Raw genomic sequence first — 18,498 nt, 5'->3', positions numbered from 1 at the left:
CAGGGAAAATGCAAAAAGCCCGCCGCACCTTTCGACGCGGCGGGCTCAAATGAACATCACTCTTTTGTCAGGCTTGGGCGGCTTACTCCTCCTTCACCGGCCCGAACCGGCGCACGATCACCTCGAAGACGATATCCGAGATCCACATCGCCGATACGCCGATTAGAAAAGCCGCGGCGAGCGTCGTGGTGTCGTCGTCCGGAGAAGGAATGGGCAGTCCGGCGGCGCGGAAATAATGCACGACCGGCAGCGTCAGATAGGCCGCCGCCAGCGCGCCGCAGATCGGCGAGGCCACCATTTCGCGGACCTTGTAGCGATGACGCGACAAAGCCCGCAAAATACCGCCGGAAAGGCCGGCGACCAGCACCGGCGCCTTGATGCCCAGAACGTCGAGCAGCTCATGCATCATGGCGTCCACCCACACCATCTGGCACCCTGCCCGTTAAAGGCGTTCATCTCGTCGAGCTCGGGCCGGGTCACGGCGGCGACGATGGCCGCCGATGGCCGGCGCGGCTGGTTGTGGTCGCACCAGACCTGGCGCGGATTGCCGGCCGGCGCGGTTGTCGTGCAGCCGGCGAGCACCAGGCAGAGGATCAGCGCTTTGCCCATTTCCCAGCCTCCGCTCGTGCTGCCGCATCGGTCATGCCGGCGGCCTTGCGCTCTTCGGCGGCGGCCTCGCGGTTCATTTCGAGGCGGTCCTCGGCGGCCGCGATTTTTGCCTCGGCCTGTTTAGCCGCCTCCTTCTTCGCCCGATTGATGCCGCCCGCAACATAAAGGCCGATGCCGCCGGCCACAGCGGCGAATACCGTCATGACGACCTTGTTGCCGATGATGGCGCTGAGAATGGCGAGGAGTGCGGCCATCACAAATCCTCCGCGCGGCGGCGGCGCAGGAACTCGGTCAAAACGCCGTTGATCACAAGAAACCAGGGGAACCATTCCCCCGGAATGATCGGCGAAAGAACCTGCGGGTCGACATGGGTGACGATGCTCGCGATGACGCCGATGGCCGCCTGAAGCCGCGCCCAGAATATTGTCTCGCTGTCGCAGAAAAAGCTCTTGATCCGGGTCCACATGTCATTTCCTTCCAAACAGTTTGAAGATGGCTGATAGTTCGAGGACGGCGGCGATCAGCGCTGCCCAGAAGCCGGGCTTGGCGACAGCCACAGGAGGCGCAGAGGGCGCCGCGGCCGGCGGTGGAACGGCAATCGGTTTTGCGGACTCTGGCGGAGCTGCAGGGACGACCGCCGATGACACCGGACCGGCAGACGGCCACGGCGTGTCCTTGATGCGCGACCATTTGCGATAGGCCTCGGCAAGCCTGGTGTCGTAGGCGTTCTTGCGATAGCCGGGGCCGTTGTAGCCCTTGGCGAATCCCGCCCAATCGTGATTGCGCAGATTGTCGTCGAGCCGCTTCTCGACGATGAAATCGATCGCTGCGCCGAGCTGCAGCGCCTCGTCCGCCATCATCGCCTCGACCATCGCCTGCACGGTAGGAAAGCCGGCGGCTTTGAAATTCTCGCCGAGAACCTGGCCCAAGCCCCATGAGGCGGATTTGAGCGCCGCGGTTTCGTCGATCGCACAAGCTGCCCTGAGCCGTGGGTAGCTATCCCTGGGATAGGGCTTCTCGCCCCACTTCGGATAGGCGAGGCCGGCGGCTACCGCTGTTGCCCGCTTGGCACCCGACAGGTTGCGGTAGAAGACGTGCGGTTCGAACAGGATGACCGGCCGGCCAACGGCGTCGAAGCCGTGCCCGCTGGTTTCAACATCGAGGAACGCGTGGATCTCGTCCTCGCCGACGCCGATCCGGGCGCCGAGTTTCGGCAAGTCTATGTCATCGAGGCGCCTCGCGGCGCCCTTGAATGAAAGGTCCATGGGCAGTCCTTTCCGCCCTTTCGGGCAGGATTTTGAGGTTGAAAAACGGATGCGTGGCGGCAAAGCAGAATTGGGCGGCAGCGCGTGCCGATGTTGCAAGGAAGGTTGATGTTTTCGACCCGCCGTGTGAAATGGGCGCGGGATGGTGCACATGCCTGATGATGAACAAACCGCTGCGGCGCGCTGGTCGGTGAGGTCCGAGCTCCGCGCCGTCGGTCGCGACAAGCCGCTGCTCGCGGTGCTGGCAGCGATCCTCTGCCTTTATTGTGCGTTTATCGCCGGACCGATCGTCTATGCGGTGCTGGCCATCAACGGCATTGCGGATTTCTTCAAATAGAGCCGGTTTCGGCGATCTCGCGCCGGTCCGGCGCGCTGTATCGGCCCCGAAATTGCTCGGCCTGGATGAAATTGCTTAGCCGGGATGAAACTGTTCGCGTATATCGTTCGTACCTGTAGCGGGTGCGGGAGGACACGTGACGATAAGAATCAGACTCCCAGGCGGGACTTTGAAGATCAAGAAAAGCGACGAGCTGCGGCGCCGCGAGCAGAATCGCGAGGTGCCGGTTTGGCAGGTCGGCAATTACTTCGTCATCTGGTGGCCGAGCGGCATGTCCGATCGTCCATCCTCGCCCAAAAAACCCCCGCCCAGGAAATAGCCCGCGCACCCGACGATCCCGACCGGGCACTGGTGCCTCCGTGCGGGATCAGGAACCGCCCTGCGCGCCGAAACCTCCGAAGACCGCTCGCCAGATCCCAAAAATAGTCAGCGGGCAGGCGTTGACTCTTCCGCCACGGAAGGTCTCTTGTGCTGCGTTGCACAATGGGGTGGCGGAATCGATGGCGGTGCGTATCAGGATGCCTGGCGGCACGCTGAAGGTGAAGATGTATCGCGAATTGCGCGATCGCGAACGCGCCCGCCGCGTACCCGTCGTCAGGCTCGGCCGGGTCTATTTCACCTGGTGGTCGAACCGCCAGCGCCTGATTGACGACCACTCGCCAGGATGAAGCTCCTTCGGACAGGCATGCGCCTGCCCGCCCGGCACCGCGAAGCCTGCGCCGGCCAGCTCGCAAAATAAGTTGATGATGCTGCTGTTGACTCTTCCGTAACGGAAGGTCTCTACTTACCGCATTGCACACAATTGCTGCGTTGCACAACGGGAGTTGGACCGATGGCAGTGCGTATCAGGCTGCCGGGCGGCACCCTGAAGATGAAGACCTATCGTGAGCTGCGAGCCCGGGAACGCGACCGCCGCGTTCCCGTGATGAAGATGGGCTCGCTGTATTTTGTCTGGTGGTCGAAAGGCCAGGAGCCTCACGAGAAGCCGCAGGACAGCAGGCGGTAGCCGCTGGCGGCGGCGGACGCAGTGTTCGCGGTTTTGCTCGGCTTTTTTCTGCTGTCGTGACTCTAAATGTCTAGGCAGATTGTTTGGCTAGCGAGGGACCCGATCCTCCCGCGAGATTAAATGCTACTGCGACGAGCAGAGCGCTCCAGTCAGCTCCGCCCTCGCGGGTAGGTTGCTGCCGAAATATTCAGTCGATGGCACGCATATTACGGGAGCCGCATATACTTTATGGGCGGAACAGATTAGGGCGTTTCTCCCTGCGAAGCCGCGCCAGAATAGCAATTGACGTTGCGCATTCAGTTGCCGGATGGCACACCTTGCGGCTTAGCGACGAACTCACGGCGGGGAAGAATGCGCAACCAGACACTAGATGCCCTTCGAGGCATCACGGCTCTCATGGTGTGTCTTCCATGTCGTCGGTACTGCCGGGATTGGAAACGGCGTCGATGACGTGTGGAGCTATGGCCGCATGGGCGTGCCGCTGTCCTTCGTGATTTCAGGCTTTATCGTTCCGCTGTCGATGGACCTCGCTGGGCACAAGATCAGCGGCTATTTCCGCTTCATTGCCCGGCGCATGGTCCGCCTCGAACCGCCCTACTTCGTGACGATCGCCTTCATCCTGATCAGCGGCGTGGCGCTGGCTCACATCCCGCAATTCAACACCTCGCATCCTCCCTACACCGTCACCAACGTGCTTTTGCATATCGGCTATGTGAACGCCTTCGTGGGTCAGCCTTGGCTTAGCGGACCGTTCTGGACGCTGGCTATCGAGTTTCAATATTACGTGGTGATAGGACTGCTCTTTCCGATCCAGGTCAGCAGCAGGACTGCAGGCTTGGCAATGCTTGGCGGGTTTGCCGCGCTCTCTATCGTGAGCACCGGATATGTCGAATTCCTGCCGGCCCATTTGAGCGTGTTCGGCACCGGCATTCTGACCTTCATGTTCTAGACGAAGCGGGTTGACCTCAACACGTTCTGCGTCGGGATCGCTGCCCTTTGCGCCGTGGTGGACGCTTGGACCGGAGCGGGCAATCACCTGTCTTCTAGCCTCGACTGCGATTGCAATCTCTTGGGTGCCGGCGTCGTCCCTGTTCAGCAGGGTCGGGATGATCTCGTATTCGCTTTACCTCGTGCACGTCCCTATCGGCATGAGGTTCGTAAAACTATCCGAGCGGGTGTTCCCCGGCTCCCCATGGCTGGCATCGGCTATTGCGCTTGCCGCGTGTTTCGGCGCGGCTTTGTTGCTCTGGTATTTTGTCGAAGAGTGGGCCAAGAAGCAGTCGAAGAAGATCGACTATGGCAGCAAAGCGCGCCGCGCTGCGCCAGATATCGTAAAAGCGCCCATCTCAGATGCGGAACCACAGGCGCCCTTGCTGTCATCAGAAGGCTAGGGACCGACCTTTATCCCAACAGGTTCGCCAGAGGAACTGAGCAAGCGTCGCCGTAGGACTATGGTTGCGTCGCGAAAGCTTTATAGGTGGAACCGGCTTGAAGCGACAAACCGCAGAATCCCACCCTCAACAAGCGCAACTGCTGAATCTGCGCCATCTGCGGCAAGGCATTGCACGACAGCAGCTCACCCAATTTAGCGCCAATGTTCCGATCGCAAGGCGTTCCTGAGCCGACAGCTTTGCAGGTTAGTGAAACGCTCTGGTAGTCTCGGCGCCTCGGCCATCAACCTCAGCCGGAGCGCCTTTTCCGGTCAAATGCCTTTGCAGATGCGACTCGCGCCGCTCTCGAGCGCAGTTCTTCTTTTCGGCGGTTCGAACGAAGCGTCTGGCAGGCGGTCGCGGTCGTTGCGCAAGGTTGCAAACCGTCGCTGTTTGTTGCAAATAATTTGCTGCGGGCGGGCGATCGAGGAGTCATCTAGCGATGAATGTCCAGTCGCGCGTGCATGCCTTTCTTCGCGCAACCCCGCTCCGCTATTGTTTTCACCTCGCAAAAGCTCACCTTGGTGGGTCTCCACAATCCGACGAGAGCGTGATCCTGTCGCGGATCGTTGGTCAAAGCCCGAAAACATTCTTGGAGTTTGGTTTTCATCCCACGGAATACAACTGCATTGGGCTTAGCGACTTCAGGGGTCTGCTCGTCGACGGCGACGCAACGACCGTGCGGTTGGCCCGCTCGCTGCTTCCAAAGCGAATCGAAGTGCGCCAGAGCTTCATCGATCTTGACAACATCAAAAACCTCGCCACGCATTTTCCACAGCTTGGAGTGCTTTCCGTCGACGTCGACGGCAACGACTACTGGTTTCTGCAAGCCCTGCTGCCAGTGCGTCCGGCTGTCATTGTCGCGGAGTACAATGCCAGTTTCGGTCTCAACCCAATCACCGTGCCCTATGATCTCGCGTTCGACCGCACGGCCAAGCATGACAGCGGCTGGTATCACGGTGCATCGATCACCGCCCTGACCAAGCTATGCAAGACGCACGACTACAAGCTCGTTGCCGTCTCGGCCGCCGGCGCGAACGCGTTCTTCTTACCTGACGCTTCGGACATACCGGAATTAGAGCCTGCCCAGGCCTATCGAGAGAACGTCCTGCGTAACCGCTGGTCTAGAACTACGGCTAAAGACCAATGGGAGCGCATCAAGCATATGCCTTTTATCGAAGCGCCCTGAGATCGAGACGAGAAATGTAGACTGGACGACCGGCTCGACATGCAGTGCGATACGACGGCACGACCCTCGTTGATGAGCGGCAGCGACAGGCATCACTTCACTAGGTCTGCTGGCCGCACCAATGCATCGGCCGGAACGTCGTATCGAACAATTGACCCGGCCGAGATAATAGCCCGATCGCCGATGGTGACACCCTTCATGATCATGGCGCTATTGCCGATCCAGACGTCATCTCCAATCACAATTGGCGACGATCGGATGCCGGGGTCGACGCGCGGGTGACCTTCCTTGAAGATGGCCTGCATTTGCGCAAACCGCTTCCGAGGGTCCATGGGATGCGAGTTGGTATCGTGGATCGCGACCCCCCATGAAACGTGCACCCGCTTGCCGATCTTGATCCCCACCGGATCAGACGACCAAACCGTTGAGCCGGGTCCAAGGTAGAACCAATCGCCGATCTCGATGCGGCCTGCATGGGCGAAGATTTGCAAATGTCCATCCAAATGGCTGTCGGCACCGATCGAAACCCTCGCTCGGTCGCCGTGGATGTTGAAGATTTCCGCCCCTGCACCGAACCGCGTCCGGGGTCCGACGATCGCATTCTCCCTGGCAGCGCCGGTGGCGATCCATGACCAGAAGAGACGGCGAAAAGCGAGGAAGGTCGAGAAGATACGCATTCACCGGTATCTGCCACAAGCGAGCGAAATTTCCAACTAGATCAAGTGCCAAAGAATCCAACCCGCGATAGCGCGCGCAGCTTATCGGCAACGAAGCTGGCGTATCTCTCCCCGCCGACGCTGTTGAGGTGCAATTCGTCCGACATGTAGAGTGTCGAGGTCAGGTACCCGATACCACTGCCGCCGCCGACGTCGATGAAGCCGATCCCCATCATTTCACAGACCTCGCGTTCCCTCCGCATGAACTGGTCGAGAGTGTTCCCCTGACTGTTTGTCCTGAAAAGCCTATGAGTAGCGTGGCCAGGACCACCGCTGTAAGTACCGAGGCATATGATCTTGGCAATAGGGGCTCGGAGGCGCATGGCCTTGAAGGCATCAACCATGGCCCCGGTGAAGCCGGAAGCAAGGGTTTGATCCCCCAGGTCGCCTAGAACTACGTCGGCCGCTCCGAAATTATTCGGACCCGGCTCTAAAGTGATGATCTCGGCATCTACCGGAATAAGGGCAATCTGGTCGTAGATCTTTTGCGACCCATAGTGCCCATTGGTGGCAATTCCCAAGGACCCACCGCTATAGGCAAGATTTGTCGGAACCATGCCGGTCTTCACGGCCAGCGGTCCCCTATAGAACGCCTGGGCTGTGATGCTCGAACCGAGCAGCGTCCATTTCTTGCCGACAAGCGCTGCCCGACCGTCGTCGGCATCCGCGTCAATCGCGCTCGGATCGAGCGCGCCGACATAGCGGATGGTGTTGGCGGCAACCGGCGGCATTCCAGCAGCCTTGATCCAGGCTGCGGACGAAAAATCGCGCGGCGAATTGAGGATGTTCGCGCCCCCGTTGATGCTCAGGCTAGAGCTTTGGAGACCGAGGCCCGACACGCCGTCGCCGACGTAAGGATGGCCACCGGCGGCCGGGAACACGCGATGCTGGACATTGGCGATGCCGGTGCCGTTCGCAGTGCCGGTCACCCGGCAACGATACCAGTTGGCGCCGATCGCCTGCGTCGAAACGGTGCCGAATGCCGCGCCGCTGCCGGAAGCGGTGCCACCTGCAAGATCGAAGGTGCAGTCGAAGGCGCAGGCCCCGTTGGAAAACAGGTTAAGGCGTGTCCTCTCGGCCTTTTGGGCATACACATCCCAAACGAAGGTCTGACCGATCACCCATGCGATGGCCTGATATACAGACGGGCTGCCCGAACCGGATTGCTCGATGATCTTGTCGGCCGTTAGCCGGCCATTGACCAGCACATCGATGACGTCGACCAGCGCCTGCAACTGCGGCACCACCCTGACTTCCGGGACGGTCGCGGCCGCGGCTGTGCAGTTGGTCTTGGTGAAGACGGCGTTCGTCGGGTCGCTGCTCGGAAACAGATTGGTGGTCGTTGACGGAAGCCGCAGGACGATGTTCCGCACGTAAACGCCGGAGGCGCCATCGCCGGTGAAGGGGAACACGCCGGCCGGCGAAAACCGCGTCTGGACGTTGGCAGCGCCGTTCGCAGTCGGCGTGACTACCGCTCTGCATTCGTACTCGCCACCGCCCAGCGCGATCATAGAGAAGCTGGTGAGTGCCGGGCCGGTACCGGTGCAGGTACCGTCCGACAGATCGAAATTGGCGGTATAGACAGCTGGCCCGTTGGAAAGCAGCTGCAGCAGCCGGCGCTCGGATGCCCTGGCGGTCACGACATGCTCGACTACGACGCCAGTCGAGAATGTATAGGTTCGGAAACAGGTCGGCGCGACGGAACCAGTGCCCTCGGTCAGCTTGATCGTAGTGACCGCAAGCCCTTCTATGCGCGACAGCGCATCGACGTTCGTCACAATGCTGGCCGTCGATGAACGAACTCCTATGTCGGTTGCAACCGGCCCGGCGTCAACTCGGAATAGGCCAAGCAAGCCGGCGCTGACCTCCGTCCAGAAATACTCGCCGACATCGACATTCCTGCCCATTACCGCCACCGCCGCGGCGCCGGCCAGCCCGGCCGACGCCGCAAAGCCCAACGTCGGTGCCACTGTGTAGGAGCCCGGCGCCGTGATCAGTATCTGCGTCAGCGCCCCGCCCGCCACCACGAAGCGGCCGGCGGCGCCCGAACCGGTGCCGCCGGCAAACGCCAGGTCGAACGTGCCATTGGCGCCGCCCGAGCCCGCCGTGATCGCACCATTGCCGACGACGCCGAAGCCGATTGCCGCCGCAGTCGTCGGGAAAATGCCCTTGCCGTAGAGCGAAGCGTCGCGTGCGGCCTGGGCGCTGACGACGGCCGCCGCGGCGGCGACGGCATCGGAATTGGTCGCAGCCCGGTCGGCCGTGGTTTGGCCCGCATTCGCGGCGGAAGCGGCGGCACTGGCCGATGCCTGGCCGGCGCTGGCTGCGGCAGCATCCTTCAAGGCCTGGGTTTCATCGCGCAGCGCTTCGACCTCTTCGACCACGTCGGCGATGTCGGGCGGAACGGATGCGGCGATGGTGATGGCATCGGCGCCGACGGCCGGCTCGTCGGCCGTGAATTCGAACACGCGGTCGGCATTGACCGACCCGATCTGGGAACCGTCGTGCCCTTCTGCAGGGTGCGCGTGGTGCGGGCGTCGGCGGCACGGAACCATTCGCCTTCGCTCGCCGTGTAGATGCCGTTTTGCGTCGGGTCGGCCTGGTCCTTGACTAGCACGCGGTCGCCGATTTCGGCCGGCACGCCGTCGATGGCCTGCAGGCCGTGCAGGAGGATGTCGGCCGTGGTTGCGAGGCGCACGGGTTCGCGTTCGCCGGTCAGGAGACGAACGGCGGCAGTTGCAGGTCGGGACATGAGGGCTTTCTCCATGAAAAAAGCCCCGCATAAGCGAGGCTGGAAGGGGTTCGGTGCTGGCGGGGGGAAATCTAAGCTGCGCGGCCGGACACCGCGCTATCCGGCGCAGCCGGTGTATTCACGGACGATTTTGCGGACAGCGCGCAACGCCGCCCAGGGCTATGGCAATCCGCCAACAAGCCTTCTTGTGCCGCCGATCGCCGCCAGCCCGCAGGCCATGCCGGCGCAGTCGGCGACCCAGTCGAGGATATCCATATCGCGCGCGATCAGCTGCGCGCCCTGAAGCAGCTCGATCGCCGCGCCGGTAATGGCAAGGAGCACGACCAGCCTCGTCTTGTGTTCCGGCCAGCCGAGGCTTCCGAACGCCGCCAGCACAGCGAACGCCGCGGCGTGGTTGAGCTTGTCATGGTGGAAGGTGAAGCCCATGTCCAACTCCTGCAGGAACCGCACCGGCGAAAGCGCGAGCAGGAGAACAGCGGCCAAGGTAAGCAGAAAAGCGATCCTTGCCATGGTCGGAAAAGAGTCGGTACGCAACAGGTCAATCCTGCATCTGAAACAGGGGGCGATCCAAAAGGCACCGCCAACTGACCGCTCTGCGGTTAGCGGGCCATAAGCCAGCATCGTGAAAGCACTAAAAGATTAGTATAGCTGGTTGAACCAAGCTGCTTTGCCGCGGCTCTTTGCGATCGAAGTCTGGGCAATGCGCCTGCTTGCTGCTCGAGTTCGGGGCTTGCCGATGATCACCGCACGGTAGAACCTTTAGCTAGCTGACGGCGCTTGCAGAGAAGCGCCGATACATCACTTCGGAAGTAACGGAAGCACATTCTCATCAAGGAACTTGAGACGGCTACCCACATTTCGGCGTTGGCTGGGCTAGCCGGCACATCGACCGGGATTAGATCCGCCACCGGGTCCCCCCGTCGCGCAGCTTCGACCCACTCTTCCATGGCGCCGACATATCCATCCAGCGCCTCGTATGGAGTCTTGGCGTCCTCACAAGTCAGGTATGTCGGAGGCACATCGCCTATGATCACCCATACTCACGGATCCACTTCCGGCCTGCCAGGTACAATCTCGAAAAGGAAAATATATATTATGCCGTCGGCCCCATACCCAAGATATTCTCCCTTGATGTCTGAAACCAGTCATAAAACTCAAGATATTTTCGGGCTTCCAGACGTGCAGCATCAAGCTCTTCATCGCCTGTGCTTTTGTCAGCCGACGGCAAGCGGGTGACGCTAGTCAAGTCGGGTTTGACGTCGCTACAATTTCGCTCGACCACTTGTGTTCCCTTTCATTTCTTGCTTGAGCCATCTTCTTCTTGCCCAGCGAGCATAGTCTCCTGCATCGCTATGGTGTTTAATATGATCTGCTCTCGCACGATGCGTGCCCCCGGTCGGCCAGCGCTTTCTCGTGAGACACATCCATATTCAGCGCTGCACAGGCTTGTCGCGAGTGCGCTGCACGGCTCTACCGGAATGGGCTCGCAAAGCTCAACGCTGCTCATGCCAAATGTCGAACGGCTTGATGGTAGCTGAAGGGAGACCTCGTTCATCAAACACATCGAAGACTCGCTCTGATAAGACGAGGTCAAGGTTCTTGGCGATGCCGAAGTCATCGTGACCCGCCTTCCCGCTCACCTTCAGCCACACGAAAGATGGAAGCTCTACCTCGGGCTGCTGTTCGCGAAAATCTTCGGACGTTATGACTTCAACAGGGGCGAATGCCGCTCCGGTGAAGCCGATTTCTGACAATGCGTGCGCGGCCTCTTCCGTTACGAGGAAACATGGAAAGCTTGTTATAAGAACATCACCGATCCATCCCTCCATCTGGTACACAAGCTTGCTCACGATAGGAGGGTGGACACTGGTATCCATGACAGTGCCGTCGCCCAATCCGCCGGCCACATCGGGCAAAATGTCAAAGTATCTCATCAGTCACCTATTGGTAGATAGAACAAATGTCCATACTTCTTGTCGATTTCCGTAACATAGTCAAGGACCTTCTGGCGAGTAGCATGAGGGTTTTTCTTATAGAAATATTCCCACTCGTTCCGAATGACCTTCTGGTGCAAATTTATGTCGAACTCGTTCCGGATTCCACGAAGATTCTCGATTGAATGCAGCTCTTGCTCTGCAAAAAGCCCGGGATACCTTTTAAAAACTCCCTGCTCGACGCCATGATGCACTATATAGTCGCTTTTGTTGAGACTAGGATTCGCGTCGAAAAAGGTTTTTCGATAGTCCTTGGATGGAGCCCACCCAACCTTCGCCCCGGCATGTTTAACTTTGGACGTATCCCTAGCAAGCATCGCACCTAGTAACGCGGTATCAAAGGCACTATCGGACATTTCACCGGCTCGCGTCTTCCGGCGTGGGATTGGTGGCGAGACCGAGCGCGCAAGCGCTTGCTGGTGCCTAAGGGTTTCGGCATCGACCCCACGAACAAGTGCCTCGCCGCCTTCGACTAGGTCAGTCGGCCGCCTCGAAAATATTGAGAGTTTCTCTACCCAGGGCTTGGCAATCTTCGCCGCGGCGCGTTCCAGGGCCACCACCGCCAACCTATCGCCAGGAATTGCGCCCGCGGCATTGAGCAGTGTTTGGTCGTAGTTGCCTTCCAGCGCTGCATTTCCAGCCTTCTCCAGTGCAAATGACGTCCCCAACGGCGTGAAGTCGGCCACCGAGATGCTGTCTTCGCCAAGCCCATCGGAGCCCACGAGTTTTTGCGCGAGAAGACGCCATAGGCTCCCCCGCTCACTGTCGCCGGCTATCAATCTCCCGAGCCACTCTTGATTCGTCGGTAAGTAGTTGGTGAGTTCCGCGTTTGATACCGATCGTCCTGGCTCGACAGTGTTGGCTAAATCGAGCAGCATCATCGGGTCGACTACAGCTGCCCGGACCGACCTGTCCGCGATGCTGCTGTCCGTTTGGGACGCGCTGGTCTGAAACAGGTGGCTCAGCACCGCTTCGCGCGCGGCTTGATTCGGTAGCGCGGCGAACACATTGCGCAGCTCTGCGGTCTGGTGTTGCGGCTGGGCCTTGAGTCTGCCGACAATATCCTCAGCGACAGAGTTGGGTAGCGGCTGGGCGGTCTCAAAACCCAACTGTTGCTGGGCGGCGATGGAGCCAATGATCGCCGCCCGATAGTCTCCCGGCTTCGACAGGTTGCTCCAGGCCGCATCAAGGTTCGCGAATGCCTCGCGGACATAGCCGCCCGGATCGGCCTGCCTGGCCTTGAACGTCAGGTCCGCGGCGGCGGCGATAGCGTCATGGCGTGCCTTGTCCACTTCCGGCGTTGAACTATCTGCGGTGGGGTCGGCGTCCTTGACCATGGCCCGCACGGCGTTATTCGACAGGTCGCGCATGCCGTGGAATTGGCGATTAACCTCAACGGTCCTGTTGAACGCCTCGAAGCGCCCGGCGCCTTCGGTAGCGCCATAGAGAGCGACGAATTGTTCCGGCGTTGGGATCGAGCCGGAATAGGTTCCACTGTCCCTGATGTCGGCCGGCGCATTCTGCTCGGCCAGGATAATGTTTGTGCGTTTTTCGACTTGCCGCATCGCGTCGGCGGCTCGGGCCTGCTGGACCAACCCTGGCCGCTCTTCGGGGGCAATGTCGTCCCCAAAGGCCTGCGCCGACCTTTCGTCCGGCGTAAGCTTGCCTACCCGGTCACGGAGCGAAGCCGGTGCGGCAGTTCCATCCGCCGGAGGCCCACTCACAGCCTCGACGGTATCGTCCTTGGTCTTGCCGTCCGTTGCGGCCAACACCGCCCCCAGCATCTCCGCAGCACGCTTCGGGTCCTGGGCGATCATCGCCTGGACGAGCGCCTTGGCCGTGTTGGCGCGCCAGGCAGCCTCGGCCGCCTGCCTGGCCGCCGGGTTGCCCATCTTGCCGATCAACTCGAGCCCGCTCTGCCGGATCGCCTCGAATGTTCCTGTGTCGTCCGGGTCGCCCTGCGCGATGGCGCTTGTGTAGCCGGCCTCGACCTTGCTCCACTCGGCCTGCTCATAATTCTGGCGCCGCGCGTGCTGCTGCGCGGCCATGCGCGCCGAGCCGGCGAGCCGCAACGCCTGTTTTTGCGCCAGGAAATTGGCGCGTTCGCCCTCCGGCACTTTCGCCGCGGTCTCGTCGAAGATCTGGTCGAACAGGCCGGGCTTGACGACGCCGTCGCTGCGCGGATCGAGCTGGCCATACATGAAGTCGTGCAGGCCGCCGCCGTCGGCCGGCGCGGTCTGCACCGCCATGGCCTCGGCGTGGGCGATGCGTGCGTTCAGCTCGCGGCCGATAATGTCGGCGTCGAACGCATCCTGCTGCTGCTTCTGTTGCTTGAAGCGCTCGGCAATCGCCGAGAGCTCGTCGCCAAAGCCTCGCATGGCGGCGCCCACCGGCGAGCCGTTCGGATAGGAGGCCACAGTGCCGGTATCGAGCCGGCGCTGGGCAAGCTGGAGCGGGATGGTGGCCATCAGTAGAGGCCTCCGCCCGGCGCCGGCGGGAAGGCGCTTCTGCCGAACGTCACCGCCTTGGCCGGGTCGTAGAGCCCGGAGATGCCCGATACGAGATTGCCGCCGGCCTTGAAGATCGAGGCGCCCACCGCCTGCCTGCCGGAAAAGCGCGCGATCGCCGCCTGCGTGCCGAGACCGTTCTGGCGCAGCTGCGAGCCGTACTGGATCGCCTTGAGGTCGAGCTGGCCCTGCCTGGCATTGGCGGCCAGCACCTCGGTCGGCGAGCCCGCCATGGCGACGCCCGAAGCGCCGGCCTGGGCACGCGCCTGCGCCTGCAGCAGGTCCTGCTTGTGGCGCTCCTGGCCCTGCTCGAAGGCCGAGCTTTGAGCGTCGGCCCGCGCCTGCTGTTCATAGGCTTTGGCCTGGTAGTCGGCCATCTGCCTGGACTGCTGGCCTTCCGCCAGCGCGCCGCCGACGGAAAGAGCCGTGCCGATAAGAGCTAGTGTGCACATGGTCAGCCTCGTTCGCCGGCGGGAATGAATTTGCTTTTGATGCCGTCGACCGGCGCGCCGATCGAAGGGCGCCGGTCGAGCACGCCGCCGGGGCTGAGAAAGGACAAAAGCAGTCGGTCGGCCTGGATCGCCGGGCGGCTGAGCCGCGTGGGTGCTGTGGCCCGCGGGCCGGCCATGGCCGTGCGCCGGATGGTGGTCAGGTTGACCTTGACCCCGGCGTCCCCGTCGGACACGCCGTTGGCGGCGGTGACGGCGCGGCTCAAGGCATCGGCCGCGAACAGCTCCTGGCGCAGTTCCTCGATCAGCCAGTGGACCATGCGCCAGCGCTCGCCGAGAGCCTCGGCGTTTGTCCTGACCTCGTCGCCGGGCGCCGGCGTGGCGGCGACGGGTTCGGCGGGGGGTTCGTCCAGGGGGACGCCAACGCGGCGCTCGTACGCGTCCTCGATGGTTTTCTCGATCAGCGCAATTTCAGCGGTGCAGTCGTCCAATGCGGCACGCGCCGCCGTCAAATTGCCGGCGCCGAAGATCGCGTGAAACTTTTCCGTTTCCAGCTCGCCCTTGCGGGCGATCGCATTGTTGAGGTCGGTGTCGAGCAAGGCGATGACCGCTGCGAAATCGGCAGCCGTCCGCGCCCTGCCGAGGTCTTCGGCATGGGGGAGTTGAGTCACTGGAGAATTTCCTTCTTGAGGGAGGACATCGCAGCTGCCAATCTCCCCCCTTGTGGGGGAGATGCGCGGCAGGGCAGAGGGGGGCGCGAAGGATCGCGGCTTTAGCTAACTGCGGTCAGGCCAGAATGGATAAGGACGTAATTACGATTGGTCGGCGGGACAGCGCCCCTCTCTGTCCTGCCGGACATCTCCCCCACGAGGGGGGAGATCGGCCGTCGTCAAGAGTTTCGCTAACCTGCAATGCGTCTAAGGCTCGGCGTCGAACACCGGTGTCATCGCCCTGATCGTGCAGGGCGTCGGATTGACGTGGCGGATCTTCACCCGCCCCTGCCCTTCCCAGCTGTCGTCGATCGGCACCTCGACATTGCCGGTGAACAATTTCGCCATGGCACCCGGAGCAACCACGGACGGGATGCGAACCTGCTCCCATCGGCCGCGGATAAACGACTGGACCTGAAGCCCGGCGATGTCGGTTTCCAGCAGCGAAAGAATGAGCTTGGCGACCTTCTTGCGCCGGCCGACGATCGAGCCGTCGCGGCCGCCGACGTCCAGCTCCAGCGTGTTGGCCTCGGACTGGTAGCCGAGCCCGACCTGCCATTTGGCGGCGGTGGCGCCGCCGGGCAGCATCACCTGGCCGGAAGCGACCGTGAGCCCTTTGTAGACCTTGCCGCCGGCCAGCACGTCGACCGCCTGGCCTTCGAGATGATCGAGGCCGGAGACGACATTGACGGCAGCACCCGAATAGGTCAGCCCGCAGTCGACCTCGAAAGCGTCCTCGATTGCCGCATATTCGAACGGCACGGTCTTTATTTCGATATAGCGCCTGGTCACGCCGCCGATCGTGCGCTTGACGATCAGCCACAGGTCGTCATTGCCGTCCTGGCCGGGCGTCACCACGGCGCTTTCGACAACGGCCCAGTTGGATCCTGCGAAACTTCCGGCGATCTGGTGGATATGCATGCCGCGCACGTCTTGCGACGGCTGGTGCGTGTAGCCGCCGAGTTCGCCATTCCCGAGCGGGAACCAGAGCAGCGGGTCGGGGTCGGTCTGAAAGGCGAGTTCGACGACGCCTTTCTTCGGAATGTGCTCCGATATTTGACCGACGTCGTCGGAGGTGAAGCGGCCGGTGGCGTTTTGTGTCAGCTCGGCGATCGATTTGCGGGAGCGGGTGACATAGAGGAACGACTGCCCCGCATCGACAGGACGCATCGGGGCACAGCCGAAGGTCCGCGACCGGCGGTTCTTGAACGAGGACGGTGTCAGCGCCTCGTCGATGCCAGAGCCGGACAGCGCCCTCACCCCGCCAAGCGTTCCGATGATCAGCGCACCGTCCGATTCCGCCACCCACGTAATGTCATTGGCCTGACCGCCGCCGGCCTGCACGAATTCCAGCGCGTCGGTGTCTTTCTCGCCGGTGGCGAAGTTGTCGAAATCGCCGGTTTGCGAGGCATAGACCGAGAATTTTCGGCTGAACGCCAGGCGCTCCTCGTAAAGCGAACCGCTCTGCACGTACCTGCCGGGCACGAACGTGCCGAGACGCCAGCGGATGATCGGGCTGAGATCGGGAAGAGCATGCCCATACAACTGGACGGTGACCACCGTCATGCTGGTGCGGGCAGTGACCTTGGCCCAGCGCCAGAAGCCATCTGCGCCAAGCAGACGAATGGCGCGGCCGACATCGCTGGTCTGGAATCCAGTTCCGTCGTTGATGCCGACGACCGAGGAGGCCGAGAGATCAAACGGCGTTTGCGACGGCGCGTATTCGTGCAGGGCCAGTTCGGCGATAGCGGTTCCGTCGCTGTCGCCGCCCGAAAACAGCAGCTGATAAAATTGGTAGGCAACCGTGTTGTTGAAGCCGTCGAAGAAGCGGGTTTCCGATTTGGACCAGCCGGTCTCTCCGTCCCGGCTGTCGAGCGTCGTCCAGTCGGTGCCGTTGTGCGAGGCCTGGAATTGCCACTGGGTCGGCGAGACAGTGTCTGAGTGATCATTCGTCGCGGTAATCCAGTAGGCGTCGACTGTCTTGGCCTCGCCGCCGCCGAACTGGTAGCGCAGATACCCGCTCGGAAATCCCGCTATGTCCACCCCCTCCTGCTTGTCGCCGTCGAACACCTGCCACACGTCGGATGAGCCGTTGCTGTTGCTGACCGTGCCGCTTGGCAGCGTATTCGAGGTCATGACCGGCATGGCGTTGCCGGTTGCGGCCGGCGTCAACGTCGTGGCGGTGGTGTTGATCTTGTCGTATGGGCCGTCGAGAAAGACGAAATCGGCGAGCGTCCAAGTCGTGTGCGCGGTGCGCGTCAGCACCTTGACCGGATATTCCTTGTGGGTGATCCACATCTGGTCTGCCGACTGGACGAATTGCAGGTCGAAGAGATCGGCCTCGAGATAAGGGGCCGCCACCTCGACCGTACCGACGCGGGCGCCATAGGCGTAGACGCGGATGTAAAGATCGCCGAATTCGAGCGCATAGGCCTGATCGGCCGAGAAGATGAACGGGATCAGCCGTGTCGCCTTCGACGAATTGTTCACCTCCGCGCAAAAATACGTGCCGCCACGCTTTCTGATGCCGCCATGCGGCAGCGTGACGAAGTTCGTGCATTTGGACAGCGCCGCCCGGTAAAGCTCGAGCGAGGCGCGAGCGTGCAAGCGGGGAGAAATCTCGCCGCGGATGAATGCGTCCTGGACCGGATAGAGCGTGGTCATCGGCCGACGAACCTGTTGTCGCCGCGTTGGAAAGCCCAGGACATATTGGAAAATCTGCCGCCGCGCTGGATGGCATTGGCCGAGTAGGCGGCATCCAGCGCCCTGTCATAGGCGCTGCGAGCGACGTCGATCATGCCGGACTTGTGGGTCAAGGGATGCGCGATCTTGATGGCGAGCGCCGCAATCAGCACCTCGGTGAACAGCGCGTCCCAGTCGTTGGGGTCGGTCAGGTTGGCGATATAGCGGATGATGCGCGGCCCGGCCTGATCGGAATAGACCAACCCGGCCTCCTGCCGCCATGAGAGCGGCACGCCGTCCGGCTCGCCATTATGGGTCAGCGGCAAGGGCCGCAGGCAGTCGGCGGGAAGTTCATAGGCAAAGTTCAGCGTGCCAGCGCCGCTGCCGGTGTCGAAGCCGGCGACCGAGGCCGCCAGGATAGCGAAGACATAGGCGTGCTTGGTCAATTCGGCCTCGCGGGTCAGGTCGAAGTGCAGATTGAGCAGACGCGCCGCCTTGGCGTCCTGGTCGAGGCTGTCGATCGGCGCCTCGTCGAGCACGGCGAGCGCCATGTTGGCGATGTCGAGCGGGGTGATGGCCATGGCTCAGGCCTCTGTCTGTGTGGTTGGTCGGGGAAAACGGGGCATGGTGCCTCCACGGCAAAAAGCCGCTTCAAGGCGGCTGGGGATTTCTTGTGATTGTGGCTTGGGCAGAACGTTGCACGTCTCGTGCAGGGAGCCGTCACGATGCCAGCCGCCCGTCAGGGAATGGGTGGCACGTGCTGCGTGATCCGTCTTTTTTCCATTCGAGCAAGGAAGACGGCAATGCTTCGGTTATTGCGGTTTCACGACACCGCCGCACAATGCGGCGATG

The 18,498-nt window shown here is 61.8% G+C and carries 22 protein-coding genes; 7 read left to right on the top strand and 15 right to left on the bottom strand.

Annotation, left to right across the window (positions count from 1 at the left end; all coding sequences use genetic code 11):
* Positions 1–82: 82 nt before the first annotated feature.
* The 5 genes from NKH89_RS10365 to NKH89_RS10345 are packed head-to-tail and all read right to left on the bottom strand — an operon-like array spanning position 83 to position 1,874.
* Positions 83–406: a hypothetical protein gene (locus NKH89_RS10365; RefSeq protein WP_036245970.1), complete on the bottom strand. Its 324-nt coding sequence runs from the start codon at positions 404–406 to the stop codon at positions 83–85.
* Complete coding sequence (locus NKH89_RS10360) at positions 406–609, bottom strand: hypothetical protein (protein ID WP_023723036.1); 204 nt, start codon at positions 607–609, stop codon at positions 406–408. Before NKH89_RS10360 ends, NKH89_RS10365 begins: the two co-directional genes overlap by 1 nt.
* Complete coding sequence (locus tag NKH89_RS10355) at positions 594–863, bottom strand: hypothetical protein (RefSeq protein ID WP_352496036.1); 270 nt, start codon at positions 861–863, stop codon at positions 594–596. The genes NKH89_RS10360 and NKH89_RS10355 overlap by 16 nt, the downstream gene beginning before the upstream one ends.
* On the bottom strand, positions 863–1,075 hold the full coding sequence (locus NKH89_RS10350; RefSeq protein ID WP_352496035.1) for a hypothetical protein: 213 nt from the start codon (positions 1,073–1,075) through the stop codon (positions 863–865). Before NKH89_RS10350 ends, NKH89_RS10355 begins: the two co-directional genes overlap by 1 nt.
* A 1-nt stretch (position 1,076) precedes the next feature.
* A complete protein-coding gene (locus NKH89_RS10345; RefSeq protein WP_352496034.1) occupies positions 1,077–1,874 on the bottom strand; it encodes an N-acetylmuramidase family protein in 798 nt (265 codons plus the stop codon).
* A 151-nt stretch (positions 1,875–2,025) separates the two neighbouring features.
* Between NKH89_RS10345 and NKH89_RS10340 the strand changes: the two genes are divergently transcribed.
* The 7 genes from NKH89_RS10340 to NKH89_RS10310 all read left to right on the top strand — a co-directional run bounded on the left by NKH89_RS10340 (position 2,026) and on the right by NKH89_RS10310 (position 5,836).
* Positions 2,026–2,211 (top strand): hypothetical protein, encoded by a 186-nt coding sequence (locus NKH89_RS10340; RefSeq protein ID WP_023723040.1) that lies wholly within the window; start codon positions 2,026–2,028, stop codon positions 2,209–2,211.
* Positions 2,212–2,380: 169 nt separating this feature from the next.
* Positions 2,381–2,530 (top strand): hypothetical protein, encoded by a 150-nt coding sequence (locus NKH89_RS10335; RefSeq protein ID WP_352496033.1) that lies wholly within the window; start codon positions 2,381–2,383, stop codon positions 2,528–2,530.
* A 181-nt stretch (positions 2,531–2,711) separates the two neighbouring features.
* Positions 2,712–2,879, top strand: coding sequence for a hypothetical protein (locus NKH89_RS10330; protein WP_352908802.1), 168 nt, complete (start codon positions 2,712–2,714; stop codon positions 2,877–2,879).
* A gap of 164 nt (positions 2,880–3,043) precedes the next feature.
* A complete protein-coding gene (locus tag NKH89_RS10325; RefSeq protein WP_023723043.1) occupies positions 3,044–3,217 on the top strand; it encodes a hypothetical protein in 174 nt (57 codons plus the stop codon).
* Positions 3,218–3,587: 370 nt separating this feature from the next.
* Positions 3,588–4,166 carry an acyltransferase family protein gene (locus tag NKH89_RS10320; RefSeq protein ID WP_352496031.1) on the top strand — a complete coding sequence of 193 codons (579 nt, stop codon included), beginning with the start codon at positions 3,588–3,590 and terminating at the stop codon, positions 4,164–4,166.
* A 157-nt stretch (positions 4,167–4,323) separates the two neighbouring features.
* Positions 4,324–4,608: an acyltransferase family protein gene (locus NKH89_RS10315; RefSeq protein WP_352496030.1), complete on the top strand. Its 285-nt coding sequence runs from the start codon at positions 4,324–4,326 to the stop codon at positions 4,606–4,608.
* A gap of 481 nt (positions 4,609–5,089) precedes the next feature.
* Positions 5,090–5,836 carry a hypothetical protein gene (locus NKH89_RS10310; RefSeq protein ID WP_352496029.1) on the top strand — a complete coding sequence of 249 codons (747 nt, stop codon included), beginning with the start codon at positions 5,090–5,092 and terminating at the stop codon, positions 5,834–5,836.
* Between the two features lie 92 nt (positions 5,837–5,928).
* Here the strand turns inward: NKH89_RS10310 and NKH89_RS10305 are convergent, their stop codons facing one another.
* The 10 genes from NKH89_RS10305 to NKH89_RS10265 all read right to left on the bottom strand — a co-directional run bounded on the left by NKH89_RS10305 (position 5,929) and on the right by NKH89_RS10265 (position 18,227).
* Positions 5,929–6,513: an acyltransferase gene (locus NKH89_RS10305; protein ID WP_352496028.1), complete on the bottom strand. Its 585-nt coding sequence runs from the start codon at positions 6,511–6,513 to the stop codon at positions 5,929–5,931.
* A gap of 41 nt (positions 6,514–6,554) precedes the next feature.
* Complete coding sequence (locus NKH89_RS35805) at positions 6,555–8,063, bottom strand: phage head spike fiber domain-containing protein (RefSeq protein ID WP_502896886.1); 1,509 nt, start codon at positions 8,061–8,063, stop codon at positions 6,555–6,557.
* An 827-nt stretch (positions 8,064–8,890) separates the two neighbouring features.
* A complete protein-coding gene (locus NKH89_RS35800; protein ID WP_502896883.1) occupies positions 8,891–9,304 on the bottom strand; it encodes a hypothetical protein in 414 nt (137 codons plus the stop codon).
* A gap of 159 nt (positions 9,305–9,463) precedes the next feature.
* Positions 9,464–9,838, bottom strand: coding sequence for a hypothetical protein (locus NKH89_RS10295; RefSeq protein WP_352908797.1), 375 nt, complete (start codon positions 9,836–9,838; stop codon positions 9,464–9,466).
* Between the two features lie 959 nt (positions 9,839–10,797).
* On the bottom strand, positions 10,798–11,238 hold the full coding sequence (locus NKH89_RS10290) for a hypothetical protein (RefSeq protein ID WP_023723056.1): 441 nt from the start codon (positions 11,236–11,238) through the stop codon (positions 10,798–10,800).
* Positions 11,238–13,766 (bottom strand): hypothetical protein, encoded by a 2,529-nt coding sequence (locus NKH89_RS10285; protein WP_352908795.1) that lies wholly within the window; start codon positions 13,764–13,766, stop codon positions 11,238–11,240. The genes NKH89_RS10290 and NKH89_RS10285 overlap by 1 nt, the downstream gene beginning before the upstream one ends.
* Complete coding sequence (locus tag NKH89_RS10280) at positions 13,766–14,257, bottom strand: hypothetical protein (protein WP_352589734.1); 492 nt, start codon at positions 14,255–14,257, stop codon at positions 13,766–13,768. Before NKH89_RS10280 ends, NKH89_RS10285 begins: the two co-directional genes overlap by 1 nt.
* Positions 14,258–14,259: 2 nt before the next feature.
* Positions 14,260–14,853, bottom strand: coding sequence for a hypothetical protein (locus NKH89_RS10275; RefSeq protein WP_352908793.1), 594 nt, complete (start codon positions 14,851–14,853; stop codon positions 14,260–14,262).
* A 318-nt stretch (positions 14,854–15,171) separates the two neighbouring features.
* Positions 15,172–17,628: a phage tail protein gene (locus tag NKH89_RS10270; RefSeq protein ID WP_352908791.1), complete on the bottom strand. Its 2,457-nt coding sequence runs from the start codon at positions 17,626–17,628 to the stop codon at positions 15,172–15,174.
* On the bottom strand, positions 17,625–18,227 hold the full coding sequence (locus tag NKH89_RS10265) for a phage connector family protein (RefSeq protein WP_352496021.1): 603 nt from the start codon (positions 18,225–18,227) through the stop codon (positions 17,625–17,627). The genes NKH89_RS10270 and NKH89_RS10265 overlap by 4 nt, the downstream gene beginning before the upstream one ends.
* Positions 18,228–18,498 lie beyond the last annotated feature (271 nt).

Source organism: Mesorhizobium sp. M0923, assembly GCF_040319365.1.
In the GTDB taxonomy this organism is placed as follows: Bacteria; Pseudomonadota; Alphaproteobacteria; order Rhizobiales; family Rhizobiaceae; genus Mesorhizobium.
Note: the sequence above shows the minus strand (reverse complement) of the source record. Positions and strands in the feature narration are given on the sequence as shown.